This window comes from Microbacterium resistens NBRC 103078 (assembly GCF_001552355.1).
GTDB classification, from domain to species: Bacteria; Actinomycetota; Actinomycetes; order Actinomycetales; family Microbacteriaceae; genus Microbacterium; species Microbacterium resistens.
Genome location: NZ_BCRA01000121.1, coordinates 1 through 12,735 on the forward strand (window position 1 = coordinate 1; position 12,735 = coordinate 12,735).

10 protein-coding genes are annotated in these 12,735 nt (G+C 74.7%); 1 reads left to right on the forward strand and 9 read right to left on the reverse strand.

Annotated features, from left to right (window positions below; all coding sequences use genetic code 11):
• Positions 1 to 93 precede the first annotated feature (93 nt).
• Positions 94 to 789 carry a helix-turn-helix transcriptional regulator gene (locus MR1_RS16375; protein ID WP_174522554.1) on the reverse strand — a complete coding sequence of 232 codons (696 nt, stop codon included), beginning with the start codon at positions 787 to 789 and terminating at the stop codon, positions 94 to 96.
• An 84-nt stretch (positions 790 to 873) separates the two neighbouring features.
• Between MR1_RS16375 and MR1_RS16380 the strand changes: the two genes are divergently transcribed.
• Positions 874 to 1,293, forward strand: a complete 420-nt coding sequence (locus MR1_RS16380) for a hypothetical protein (protein WP_067249407.1) — start codon at positions 874 to 876, stop codon at positions 1,291 to 1,293.
• Between the two features lie 102 nt (positions 1,294 to 1,395).
• Here MR1_RS16380 and MR1_RS16385 read toward each other — a convergent pair whose 3' ends face one another.
• From MR1_RS16385 to MR1_RS20220, 8 genes are all read right to left on the reverse strand, one after another.
• Complete coding sequence (locus MR1_RS16385) at positions 1,396 to 1,803, reverse strand: transferase (protein WP_067249410.1); 408 nt, start codon at positions 1,801 to 1,803, stop codon at positions 1,396 to 1,398.
• 107 nt (positions 1,804 to 1,910) lie between these two features.
• Complete coding sequence (locus tag MR1_RS16390) at positions 1,911 to 2,708, reverse strand: APH(3'') family aminoglycoside O-phosphotransferase (RefSeq protein ID WP_067249413.1); 798 nt, start codon at positions 2,706 to 2,708, stop codon at positions 1,911 to 1,913.
• Between the two features lie 48 nt (positions 2,709 to 2,756).
• Positions 2,757 to 3,530: a DNA-formamidopyrimidine glycosylase family protein gene (locus tag MR1_RS16395; protein WP_067249417.1), complete on the reverse strand. Its 774-nt coding sequence runs from the start codon at positions 3,528 to 3,530 to the stop codon at positions 2,757 to 2,759.
• Positions 3,523 to 4,347, reverse strand: a complete 825-nt coding sequence (locus MR1_RS16400) for an EI24 domain-containing protein (RefSeq protein ID WP_084344821.1) — start codon at positions 4,345 to 4,347, stop codon at positions 3,523 to 3,525. The genes MR1_RS16395 and MR1_RS16400 overlap by 8 nt, the downstream gene beginning before the upstream one ends.
• A 34-nt stretch (positions 4,348 to 4,381) precedes the next feature.
• Positions 4,382 to 9,205 carry an Lhr family ATP-dependent helicase gene (locus tag MR1_RS16405; RefSeq protein ID WP_067249426.1) on the reverse strand — a complete coding sequence of 1,608 codons (4,824 nt, stop codon included), beginning with the start codon at positions 9,203 to 9,205 and terminating at the stop codon, positions 4,382 to 4,384.
• Positions 9,206 to 9,270: 65 nt separating this feature from the next.
• Complete coding sequence (locus MR1_RS16410) at positions 9,271 to 10,605, reverse strand: CHAT domain-containing protein (RefSeq protein WP_067249421.1); 1,335 nt, start codon at positions 10,603 to 10,605, stop codon at positions 9,271 to 9,273.
• Positions 10,599 to 12,317: a YfgM family protein gene (locus tag MR1_RS16415; RefSeq protein WP_067249423.1), complete on the reverse strand. Its 1,719-nt coding sequence runs from the start codon at positions 12,315 to 12,317 to the stop codon at positions 10,599 to 10,601. Before MR1_RS16415 ends, MR1_RS16410 begins: the two co-directional genes overlap by 7 nt.
• The coding region (locus tag MR1_RS20220; RefSeq protein WP_169797706.1) for a hypothetical protein at positions 12,314 to 12,735 on the reverse strand (422 nt) is incomplete at its 5' end. The genes MR1_RS20220 and MR1_RS16415, both read right to left, overlap by 4 nt.

A 12,735-nucleotide genomic window follows, 5' to 3' on the forward strand; every position in this document is an offset into this window, starting at 1 on the left:
CTTCCGACGCCGGCCCGGGATCGTCCCGCCGCGGCGGGACGCGGGCTCCCGGTGCGGGGGCGGCGGCCTCCGGCGCCCTTCCTCGTCATGCCTTCAGCGTACCGGGGCGGCGGAGGCGGTCACGGTGACGCAGCAGCGCCCCTCGTGCGGGGCGAGGCGGGCGTCGAGGCCCGTGCACCGGGCCCCGTCGATCATGCCTTCGACGAACGCCTGGTTCATCCCGCACACGAGGGCGGTGTGCGTGCGTGCCAGCGCGTCGAACGGACAGTTGGCGAGGACGAGCTCGTCGCCCTCCGTCCGCGGCTCGTAGCCCATCGCGCGGAGCGCCTGCCGCAGACGATGCTCGTCCTGCGCCGTGCCCGGGTCGGCCTCGGATGCGGCCGCGCCCGCGATCCGGCCCTCTTCGCGGGCGACGTCGCGGACGGCGTCGTAGAGCGGTGCTGTGCCGTCGGCGTCCTCGATCGCCCGCGCGAGGATGTGTCCGGCGAGGTCGAAACGGCGCGGCGGCAGGGAGACGGCGATGGTGTCGGCGGCGCGACGGTAGAGCTTGGCGGGGCGCCCGGCACCGGGGCCGCTCCGCCCGCTCAACCGGCGGAACTCGACCTCGAGCAGGCCGAGGTCCACGAGCTTGTCGAGGTGGAACCGCGCGATGTGATCGGCGACGCCGGCCGCCTCCGCGGCCGCCTCGCGCCCGGAGGGATCCGGGCGACCGATGACGTACTCGTAGAGCGCTCGCCGGGTCGGGTCGGCCAGGGCGCCGATGCCGGCGGCGTGGTCCTCGATGCTCATCTCGTCCTCGATCTCGCAGGGGTCTTGTGCTCAGCGTCTCACATCTCTATTTTACAAACAAACACTATTTAGAAAGGAGGCGACATGAGCACCATGACCGAGACCCGTCTTCCGTTGACGCAGGACGGCAACCGGCAGGCGTTCCTGCTGCTGCGGACGGTCTTCACGGTGGCGCCGATCCTGTTCGGGCTGGACAAGTTCGTCCGGGTGCTGACGCCCGACTGGGAGCGCTATCTGGCTCCCTGGATGGACGCCCTCATCCCGGGGGACGCGCGGACCGCGATGGCCATCGTGGGCGTGATCGAGATCGTCGCGGGGATCGTCGTCGCCGTGTGGCCGCGATGGGGCGGTTACCTCGTCGCCGCGTGGCTCGCCGGCATCATCGTGAGCCTCGTCAGCGTCGGCGGCTATCTCGACATCGCACTGCGCGACTTCGGGCTGCTCATCGGCGCGCTCGCGCTGGCGAGCCTCGCCGCCGCACAACGACGCACGCGCTCACGCTGAGCGCACCGCGCGCAGCGGCGAGAGCGGGATCGCGGGGGGAGCGGTCCCGCTCTCGCTCATGCCGGCGCGGCGGGCGCGGGCGTCGACGTGCTCCTCAGGCGCTCAGGCCGCCAGCCAGAGTCCCTTCCGGTCGGTCATGATCCGCATGCCCGCCGCGACGGTCTCGTCGTCGCCGATCTTCGCTCCGCGCGCGATCCTGGCACCCGCCCCGATGTCGGTGCGCACGCCGATGCTCGCCCCGTCGCCGACGGTGGCGCCTGCGCCGATGTGCGCGTGCGCGTCGATCCGCGCGTCCACGCCGATCACGGCGTCGGGCTCGATCCATGCGCCGCGGGCCACCCGGGCCCCGGCCCCGACCTTCGCGCCCGGTTCGACATAGGCACCCGCCTCCACGTGCGCGAGCGGATGCACCTTCGCGCCGTGCGCGACGAGTCCTCGACCGTTGGCGTGCTTGCGGTAGCGCAGGGTGCCGCCCTGGTCGTCCTCGATGTCGACGTAGTTCTTGCCCACGAAAACCTCCCGTGTCCGGGCTTTCCCCCGGATATATGGACAACCGCGGAGGGGCGTGATTCATTCCCGTGCATCGGATCCGATGCGGGGGCGCCCACGGCGCGGCCTCACCCCCAGGTCAGGGGGTCCAGCCGGAGGTAGAAGGCCGCTGCGGCCAGGTCCGGATCCGTGATCCCGAGCGTCGCGAACAGGATCGCGTCCGCCTCCTCCGCCTGCGCGGCGGAGGACCAGTTCTCGGCCGCGTTGGCCCGCAGGAGCGCCAGGTCGGCGTACCGATCCGCGCGACCCAGCCGGCCCAGATCGATCATTCCGTTGCACCGCAGGGTCTCGGGATCCACGAGGAGGTTCGGCAGGCACGGATCCCCGTGGCACACGACCTCCTCGTGCGACTCGAGGGACAGTCGCCGCGCGAGCTCCCGTTCCACGCGGGCCAGCAGCTCCGGGGCCGGAGTGCCGCGGTCTTCGTCCGGGAGGAAGTCGGGATCGACGGCGCCCCGTCCGACGACGTCCTGGGCGCGCGCGAACATCCGCTCCAGGCCTCTGTCGAAGGGACACGTCGCGGCGTCCAGCGCGTGCAGGGCCGCGAGGCACCGAGCGATCGAGGGCCACGCGGCCAGGAGATCCTTCCCAGCGAGCTCGGAGGCCGGCACGCCGGGGATCGCCGTCATGACGAGGCAGGCGCCGTCCGCGCCCTCCCTCCAGTCCCGAGGCTCCGGGGCGGCGATCCCGCGACCGGCGAGCCATTCCAGGCGATCTCGCTCGGCGGCGAGGTCGGCGACGCGATCGGGCTCCGCGATCTTGGCGAAGACGGCCCCGTCGGCGCGGCGGAGGACGCGGTCGCCGGACTCGCCGGTCGTGATCGGGATCCACTCGTCGCGCGGATCCACCAGTGCTTCGGTGTTCATGTGGTCGACTCCTCCGGTGCGGCGGGCGCGGTCAAGGCTCCGCCTGCCTCATCGCTGACAGGTCGGGCACCAGAAGAGGATCCGCTCCTCCGTCGGGCTCGCGCCGAGCTCGCCCGTCTCGATCGGGGTCCCGCATCTCCGGCACGGGCGCCGGGCTCGGCCGTACACCCAGGTCGTCTGTCCGCGCCGGTCGATCCCGGTGAAGGTGCGGTCGATCCGGTCGATGTTCGCGCGGATGGTCCGAGCCCCGAGCGCCACCAGGGCGGCGGCGTCCACGTCCGGCGCCGGCGTCGTCGGCCGCACGCCGCGGAGGAACAGCAGCTCGGCGGCGTACTCGTTGCCGAACCCGGCGACGTTGCGCTGGTCCAGGAGCGCGACGTGGATCGGCCGGGCATCGGCGTGGATCCGGCGGGCCGCCTCGGCGGGGTCCCAGTCCGGACCGAGCGGGTCGGGCCCGAGGTGCCCGACGAGGGCGGCCTCCTCGCGGGTGGGGACCAAGACGAGCATGGACACGTCGAAGCCCACGGCCTCCGCCTCTGCGGTGCCGACGACCGCGCGGGCGCGGAACGCCGGCGCGCGCCACCGCTCGCCCGGACGATACAGGTGCCAGGCGCCGTCCATGCGCAAGTGCGAGCGCAGGGTCATCCCGCCCGCGTGCATCAGGAGGTGCTTGCCCCGCGCCGTGACGTCGGCGATGCTCTCGCCGCGCAGGTCGGCCGTCGCGAGCTCCGGCACGCGCAGGTCGAAGCGCGTGATGACCCCTCCGCGCAGAGCACGGTCGAGCCGCCGCGCGACGCGGAAGACGGTGTCTCCCTCAGGCATCCGACGATCCGCCGGGCAGAGCGGGGCCCCGATCCTGCGTCCCGCCGAGGGGCGGTCGGGAGGCCGCGGCGGCCTCGGGCGTCGGGAGGGGCGTGCGTTCCAGGAGATCCCGGGCGAGCATGGTCGCACCGGCGACCGCCGCAGGCATGACGATCACCGCCCCGAGCGGGACGAGGAAGCACAGCTGCGTCGCGACGCCGAAGCCCAGCGTCCGTGCCCGGCCGCTGCGCAGGATCGCGGTGCGCTGCGGGCCGTCGAGCTCCCGGGCGTCGAACGCGCGGCCGGTGAGCTCCCGGGCGAGGACCCGACCGGTCAGCACGACGCCGAGCACGGCACCGACCACGCCGCCGATGACCGGGATGAGCCCGACGAGCAGGACGACGAGGCCGGTCAGCGCCCCCACGAGCACGAGGCGGACGCCCTCGCCCACCGTCGTCCAGAAGGAGCCCTCGCCCTCCGGCGGCGCGCCCCGCTCGTGTTCCACCGCCCGCCAGATGCGCTGGTAGAACGGATCGCCGATGATCAGCGCGAGCGCGGTGAAGACGGCCGCAGCCAGCGCCAGCGCGGCCGCGAACACGACCGTGCCGACGGCGATCCGCAGCGCCGTGCGCCATCCGGGGATCCACCCGTCGGCGAACGGGGTGAGCGCGTCGGCGAGGGGGCCCAGGGACAGGGCGAGCGGGATCAGCGCGGCCAGCAGCACCGCCGCGGCGATCACGGCGGGGAGCAGGCCCAGCGCCATCAGGCCCGGACGGCGACGCCACAGCCCGAACCCGCGCAGCAGGGTCGCGACCCCGGCACCGAACTCACCGATCACGTTCCCACCCTAGGCTGCGCCACGGATCGGGGCATCAGACGGCCTTGCGGAGGGTGAACCCGCGCGGCGTGGCCACGAACCCGGCCTCCTGCAGCACCCGGCCGAGAGCGGAGCCGAGCTCGGTGCCGTACATGCTCTGACCGTTCACCTTCTCCACGGTCAGCGTGTCGAGGCGGCGGGCCCGTGCGGTCGCCGCGAGATCGGCGGCGGCGGCGCGCAGCGTGTCGGGGTCCTCGTCGAACGCCAGCACCGTGCGTCCGCCCCGCTCCAGATAGAGCACGAGGGATCCGTCGACGAGGACGACCACGGCGCCGGCCTTGCGGCCGGGGCGATGCGACACCTCGTCGAGGCGTGGCCAGGCGAGCGCGGCACCGTAGGGGTTCGCCGGATCCGTCGCGGCGAGCGTGACCGCCGAGCGGGGCGGCGGATCGGCGAGGCCGGCGAAGGTGCGCAGTCGATCGACCGTGGTCGAGGCGGCGAACTGGGCGGCGCCGAGGTGTTCGATCACGTATCCGCGGCGGCAGTGCCCGGCCTCCTCGAACCCCGCGAGGACTCGGTAGGCCTGCGCGAAGCCGCCCGGGACTCCCTCCGCCTGCACCGATCCCCGCGTGACGACGCCGTAGCGGTCCAGGAGCAGCCCCGCGGTCACGGTGGCCCGCCGGGACGGGTCGGTCTCACGCTCCGGCAGCAGCGACCAGCGCCCGCCGGCCGTCGTGGGGCGGGCGGACGAAGGGCGCGCCAGGGAGACGCCGCGGAACGTGCGGGCGCGAGGAGCACGGCGCGTCACCCGGTGCGCCTGGGATCCGCCGGACAGCAGGGCGCGGATGGGCGCGAACGTGTCGCCGGTCACCTCGCCGGCCCAGACCAGGTTCCACAGTGCTTCGAGCACGGCCTGCTCGCTCGTGGCCTCGGCGGCCTCGCGCAACTGCGCGGGGAAGAAGGCGCCGCGCCCCGTGAGCACGGACCGCAGCCGGAGCTCGAGCGGGTCCGCGGCGTCCTCCTCCACCGGGCTCAGCGCAGGCTCGTCCGCGTCGGGGAGCGTGAACGGCGCGAGGTCGGCCGGATGCAGCGAGACCCAGCCGTCCCGACCGGGCAGGGCGCCGTGCCCGGACCACACGACTTCGCCGGAGGACAGCAGTTCGTCCAGCATCGCCGGACTGTAGTCGCGCACGCGCTGGGGGAGGACCAGCGACTCCCAGGCGCTCGCCGGGATCGGCACGCCGGCGAGCTGCTCGACCACCGTGGCGACGCCGTCGACCCCCTCGAGCGGACGCGACAGGTGCTGCCACTGCGGCAGGAATCGGGCGAACGCCTCGGGGGCGACGGGCTCGACGCTGCCGCGGATCGCGGCGAGCGAGCGCATCCGCAGCCTCCGCAGCACCTCGGCGTCGCACCACTCCCCGTCCTCGGAACCGGATGCGGTCGGCGGGAGGAAGTACCCGCTCGCCACCCGCCCGTCGCCCTCCAGCCGCTGCAGCGCGTGCCGGACGACGGCGGCGCCGAGCCCGAAGCGGCTCGCCGGAGCGGACGCGGGGAACGGCGCGTGGGTGCGGGCGTAGCGGGCGAGCAGGTCGCCCAGCGGGTCCGCGACCGGTTCGAGGAAGGCGACCGGGATCCCGACGGGCAGGGGCACGCCGAGCGCGTCGCGGAGTCGTCCGGCGTCCTCGATGGCGGCCACCCGCGGCACGCCGCCGACCGTGACCTCGATCGCCCGCCGGGCCGCCACCAGCGCGTCCAGGTGCGCGGCCGCCTCGGCCTCCGTCGCGTGCGGGGGAGCGTCGGGGGCGAGCTGGGCGCGTTTCGTCTCGGTGCTTCGCTCCTCGCTCAACGACCGGGCGGGGACGGCGAGCGGCGCCGGCTCCGCGCTGTGCTCCTCATCCCGTGTCCGCGGGGCCTCCGCGGGCTCCAGGCGCAGCGCGACCTCGGCGGCGTCGAGCGGCCCGAGCACGCGCAGCAGGTCCGCGACGCCCTCCACACCGCGCGCACGGCGGCTCGGGTCGAGCCGTTGCACCTCGCGCTCGAACTGCGTCATCACGTCCGGGTCGAGGAGCTCCCGCATCTCGACCGTGCCCAGCAGCTCGCCGAGCAGAGCGGGATCCACCGACAGCGCCGCGGCCCGTCGCTCGGCGAGCGGCGAGTCGCCCTCGTACATGAACGCGCCGACGTAGCCGAACAGCAGGTCGCGGGCGAAGGGGGACGGCTGGGCCGTCTGGGTCTCGACCAGCCGGATCCGTCGATCGGCGATGGCCGTCGCGAGCCGCCGCAGCGACGGCAGGTCGTACACGTCCTGCAGCACCTCGCGCAGGGTCTCCAGGATGATCGGGAACGTGGGGTGCTTGCGCGCGACCTCCAACAGCTGCGCCGACCGCTGCCGCTGCTGCCACAGCGGGGTGCGGCGGGTGGGGTTCATCCGCGGCATGAGCAGGGCGCGGGCCGCGCACTCCCGGAACCGGGAGGCGAACAGCGCGGAGCCGCCCACCTCGTCCGTGACGATCCGCTCGAGCTCCTCCGGCTCGAACACGAACAGCTCGGCGCCGGGGGGATCGGTCTCCGCGTCGGGGATCCGGACGATGATCCCGTCGTCGCTCGCGACCGCCGATCCCTCCACGCCCAGGCGCTCCCGGACCCGTGCGTTGACGGCGAGGGCCCACGGCGCGTGCACCGTCTGCCCGTAGGGGGAGTGCAGGATCAGCCGCCAGTCACCGATCTCGTCCTTGCTGCGCTCGACCGTGAGCGTCCGGTCCGTCGGGAGGGCCCCTGTCGCCTCGCGCTGATCGTGCAGATGGGCGAGCAGGTTGGCCTGCGCGCGGTCGTCGAGCCCGGCGGCGCTCAGACGCTCCCGCGCCTCGTCCGGCGTGGCCGCGGAGACCTCGCGCGTGAACCTCCCCAGCGCCTCGCCGAGCTCATACGGGCGCCCCAGACCGTCGCCGTGCCAGAACGGCACCCGTCCCGGTTGTCCGAACGCGGGGATCACGTTCACCCGGTCGTGCGTGATCTCGGCGATCCGCCAGCTCGTGGTGCCCAGCGTGAAGACGTCGCCCACCCGCGACTCGTAGACCATCTCCTCGTCGAGCTCGCCGACCCGGGCGCCGGTGGTCTCTCCGGCCACGAAGACGCCGAACAGGCCACGATCCGGAATCGTGCCCCCGCTCGTGACCGCGATGCGCTGCGCGCCGGGTCGCCCGGTGAGCGTCCCGGCGTCTCGGTCCCACACCAGGCGGGGGCGGAGCTCGGCGAACTCGTCGGACGGGAACCTGCCGGCCAGCAGATCCAGCGTGGCCTCGTACGCGGATCGGGGGAGGGACGCGAAGGGGGCGCTGCGGCGCACGGTGTCGAACCACTGCTCGACGTCGATGGGATCCAGAGCGCAGGCCGCGACGGTCTGCTGGGCGAGGATGTCGAGCGGGTTGCGCGGCACGGCGATGGCCTCGATCTGCCCGGCGAGCATGCGCTCGGTCACGATCGCTGTGTGCAGCACGTCCCCTCGGTGCTTGGGGAAGAGGGACGCGCGGCTGATCTCGCCGACCTGGTGGCCCGCGCGGCCCACGCGCTGGAGGCCGGATGCGGCGGACGGCGGCGCCTCGACCTGGATCACGAGGTCCACGGCGCCCATGTCGATGCCGAGCTCCAGGCTGCTCGTGGCGACGACGCACCGCAGGATGCCCGCCTTCAGCTCCTCCTCGACGACGGCGCGCTGCTCCTTCGAGACGGATCCGTGGTGCGCCTTGGCGAGGACCGCCTCGGCACCGGCGGTCGAACCCGACTGGGCGGGACTGGCGGCCGGGACGGCGGCGTCGGGCAGGTCCAGGCCGAGTCGCTCGGAGTAGATCTCGTTCAGCCGCCCCGTGAGACGCTCGGCCAGCCGCCGGGAGTTCGCGAACACGATCGTGGAGCTGTTCTGGAGGATCCGGTCGACGATCGCCTCCTCGACATGCGGCCAGACGGAACCGGTGACCTCGGTGTTCTCGGCGAACCCCGTCGATCCGTCGTCCGCGCCCGCCGGATCGGGGGCGCCGGGCGGCGGGGGCGGGTTGAGCATGTCGTCGATGGGGACGACGACGTCCAGGTCGAACGTCTTCGAGGCCCGCGGCGCCACGATCTCCACCGGCTGGGAGCCCCCCAGGAAACGGGCCACCTCGTCGATCGGGCGGACGGTGGCGGACAGCCCGATCCGCTGGACGGGCGACTCCGCGCCGTGCCCGCGGCGCAGAGCGTCCAGGCGTTCCAGGGAGACGGCCAGGTGCGCGCCCCGCTTGGTCGCCGCCACGGCGTGCACCTCGTCGATGATCACCGTGTGGACGTCGCGGAGGGTGTCGCCCGCACGGCTGGTGAGCATGAGGTAGAGGGACTCGGGCGTCGTGATGAGGATGTCGGGCGGATCGGTCTGGAGCTTGCGGCGGTCCGCCGAGGACGTGTCCCCGGAGCGCACGCCCACGGTCACCGCGGGGGCGGGCACCCCCAGCCGCCGGGCGGCCTGGCCGATGCCGATGAGCGGCGAGCGGAGATTGCGCTCGACGTCGACCCCCAGCGCCTTCAGTGGCGAGATGTAGAGGACGCGGGTGCGCGAGACGCCCTCGGCCGGGGTCGTCGTGCGCCGTCCGCGCCGCCGGGGCGCGGTCTCCTCCGGATCGGGTTCCGCTCCCGCGGTCTCCGTCCGCTCCCGGAACACCCGGTCGATCGCCCAGAGGAAGGCGGAGAGCGTCTTTCCCGACCCCGTCGGGGCGACGACCAGGGCGTTCCTCCCCGCCGAGATCGCCTCCCAGGCTCCGGCCTGGGCCGGGGTGGGCGCGGTGAACGCCCCGCGGAACCAGTCCTGGGTCGCGGGGGTGAATCGGTCGAGGACGTCGGTCGCACCCACCCGTCCATCATCCCGGCTGCCGCCGACATCCGGACCCGTCGCATCCGATGGAGGCGCGGCGGGGGTCAGGCGGGCGTCGGCGGCGGGGACCAGGTCGTCGTGAACGCGCCCCAGAGGAGGGGGCTGAAGCGGCGGTCCCCGGTCTCGGTCCAGCGGACCCGCTGCGCGCGCTGCCACGCCGTCAGGGTCGCGACCGGATCCTCCGCGTCGTGCGCCGCGTCGACGGCCAGCACCGCCTCGGCCAGCATCCCCTCGGCGTCGTCCCCCAGACCCGGGACGAAACGGCGCAGGCCCGCGTCGGTCGGCAGGGTCCACCGGGTCGCCGTGACGTACTCGGCGCCGCGGTGGGCGAAGGCGGCGACGAGCCCGGTCGGCTCGGCGTAGCGCAGGTCCCCGCCGGAGTCACAGGCGACCAGCGCGACCCGGTTCGGAGCGGTGAGGGGACCCATCGCCGAGGTGCCGAGGGCGATGTCGGCCGCGGAGAGCGGGCGGTGCTGCCCGAGCGTCCCCGCCGAGCCGGGCGTGGTCGCCGGGTCGGACAGGTGCATGCGCGCGTCGAGCGCGTGCGTCGAGGCGGTGACGTGGCCGACGTACAGCAGCCGGGAGGCGCCCTGCAGCTCGAGCGCCAGTCGCTCCCGGGTGATGTCGTCACGGCGGATGCGGCTGTGCGGATCGTCGCCCGCGGGGGGATGCCGTCGCGCGGCGTGCTCCCGCATGCGCACGGCCAGCGGGGCGTCGTCCGCCACCGGGCCCAGCACGCTGCCCAGCTCGCTCGTCGCCGGGAAGCCGGGGACGACCGGATCCACGACCGCGACGACGGGCGCCTCCGGGTCCCAGGGCGCGACGGCCCGGGAGGGATCGTTGCGGAGGGTGGCGGGAAGCAGCGCCGAGACGTCGACCATGTCGATCGTCCGCTCCTCCCCGGAGGTCGCGAGCATCTCCCACGGCACCTGCGCGGTCGAGGGGGAGGACTGCACCCGCAGACGGGGGCGTCGGCCGGCGTGCTCGAGCGCGTTCAGCTCCAGCCCCAGCCAGGCCGGCATCAGCGCGGCGGTCAGCGCGGCGGCCAGCGAGCGCTCGCGCTCCCGGTCCAGGAGCTCGCCGGTCGAGAGCGCGCGGCGCAGGGCGTCCGTGCCCCCTTCCCCGGCGAGGGGCGTCGGCAGCGCCCAGGCCAGCCGACCGAGGACCGGGGCGATCTCCGCCCGGGGGAGGACGGTCATGCGCGGCGAGTCGAGCTGGTGGTCCCACACCCAGCTCACGTAGAGGTCGTCCGCGTCCACGTACCGGACACGGGCGGTGGGCCGTCGGTCGCCGAGGTCGACGAGGACCTCGCGTCCGTCCGTCCGGGCCCCCAGGGCCGGCGGGCCGAGCAGGCGCATCTCCCGCCAGTTCTTCACCATGCCGCCACCACCGTGTCCGCGCGCACCCGCACGCCGTACTCGGCTTCGGCACGGACGATCCACTCGTCCAGGGCGGCTCCCGTCCCGGGCGCGCGGCGCACCCGCGGCGGCAGGGCGAACCGCGGGACCGAAGCGGAGCCGGACCCTCCCCACAGCCCGGACGCGGCGGCGGGGAGCAGGGCGGCGTCCGGATCCGCGCGCTCCGCGGCCGGATCCGACGGGATCAGGTCGTCGCGCCGGAACGGATCGAACAGCGGCGCGATCCCGGGCGCCTCGGTCGTGCCGGTCGGGACCGCCTCGGACTGCAGGGTCGCGGAGGCCGCGGCGTTCTCGACGAGGTCGAACATCAGCTCGGCCTCCCGGAGCACCCCCGCCAGACGGAACGCGAGCTCGCGCGCCGGGGCGGTCACGGCCAGCCCCCACCGCTCGCGCACCGGTCCGGGCGGGAAGTCCTCGCGCAGCGCCTCCGTCGCGAGCAGCACCGGCACGGCGATCTCCAGAGCGGTGCGCAGGCGCTGCATCCGTCGCCCCGGCAGCGGCGTCACCGACGCCCACTCGGCGTACGCCTCGGCGCGCCGGAGGTCCACGCGGCAGCGCTCGTGCACCGCACGGGCGAGACCCCGTGCCGCGAGGTACGACTCCTGCGCCTCCGCGTGCTTCAGGAGGGCGGACTGGGCGTCGCCGAGGAACCCGTACGCCTCGCGCAGCTCGTGCACGGAGCCGAGCGCGGTGAGCTCCTCGATGAGCCCGCGGAGGATCTTCAGCCCCTGCGCCGTGCGCCGGGTCTGCAGCAGGACCGATGCCAGGCCGGTCCTGCTCGCCGCGAGCCGGGTGACGAGCCCGGCCTCGCGGGCCAGGTCCGCGGCCTCGGAGAAGAGCTCCTGCGCCTGCTCGACCCGACCGTCCTGCAGCGCCGATCGGGCGAGGTTCTCGACCGCGAGCTGCCGGGTCGCGGCGTCGCCCTGCTCGCCCTGCATCTGTGCGGCCATGCGCAGGTACTCCTCGGCGCGCGGGTCCCCGGTGCGCTGGGCGATGACCCCGAGGTTCGTGTACGCGTGCGCGGCGAGGGCGGGCTCGAACGCCATCGCCGCCTCGATCGTGCGGTGCGCCTCGGCCTCCGCCTCGGCGAGGCGTCCGACGAGGATGAGGATCCCCGTGCGGATGTTGTGCGTGGACAGGGTCAGCAGGTCCCGCTGATCCAGTTCCTCGCCCGCGGCCTCGATCTCCGCGGCCGCCACGTCGAGCGCGGCGAGCGCCTCGTCGTTGCGATCCAGCGCATGCAGGACCTGCACGCGCGAGAGCTGGCCGTTGAGCTGCACGGTGCGGGTCGCCCGCTCGTCGCCGATCTCCGCGAGCGCGGCCTCGGCGGTGGCGATGCCCTCGTCGGTGAGGGCCAGCGCCTCGGCGAGCCGTCCCTGCCATTCGCGCACGGCGGCGAGGTTCAGGATCGCCCGGGCCCGCAGGTCGCGGGCCTCGCCGTCGATTCCGCGGCCGTCGTATCCGGGGTCCTCGGTGGCCGCGAGGACCTCCTGCAGAAGCTGCTCCCCGCGGGCGAGGTCTCCGCGCTGCATGCTGCGCGCCCCGTCGTTGTTGCGGTCGCGGTACGGTCGCCAGCGTGCGGTCGCCGGGATCCTTCCGCGGACCGCGGACGGATCCTCGCCGGGTCCGAACGGATCCGGTGCCCCCTCGGCGGCCGGCGGCCCGTCCGTCACGCGGTCGCCTCCGGGGCGTCCTCCGCGGAGAGGGCTCGCTCGGCGAGGGACCACGGGTCGGCGATGCGCGCGGCGGCGAAACGGAGCACGGCGTCGCGGACCTCCGCCGGCTCGGGGTCGAGCGGGACCGGCGTCATCCGCTCGTCCCAGATCCGGAGAGTCCGTCGCGCGACCGGGAGGATGAGCGTCTCGACGCTGACCGGCACCTCACCGGCGAAGCGCTCGCCGTCGTGGCGCAAGACGACCTCGACGCCCCGCGGCGGGGAGTGCCTCGGGTCGGGCCCGAAGCGGGCGCGGAGCGGGCCGGCCTCGCCGCCGGCCACCGCCTCGGCCTCGATGCGGAGGGTGTGGGTGCCCGCGTCCGCCAGGATCGCCCAGCGGGCGTCCGCATCGGCGTGCAGGGTCTGCGCCGGGACGG

Coding starts and splice junctions, on each gene's coding strand:
- MR1_RS16375 (WP_174522554.1), bottom strand. CDS start 789: ATGAGCATCGAGGACCACGCCGCCGGCATCGGCGCCCTGGCCGACCCG.
- MR1_RS16380 (WP_067249407.1), top strand. CDS start 874: ATGAGCACCATGACCGAGACCCGTCTTCCGTTGACGCAGGACGGCAAC.
- MR1_RS16390 (WP_067249413.1), bottom strand. CDS start 2,708: ATGAACACCGAAGCACTGGTGGATCCGCGCGACGAGTGGATCCCGATC.
- MR1_RS16395 (WP_067249417.1), bottom strand. CDS start 3,530: ATGCCTGAGGGAGACACCGTCTTCCGCGTCGCGCGGCGGCTCGACCGT.
- MR1_RS16410 (WP_067249421.1), bottom strand. CDS start 10,605: ATGGTGAAGAACTGGCGGGAGATGCGCCTGCTCGGCCCGCCGGCCCTG.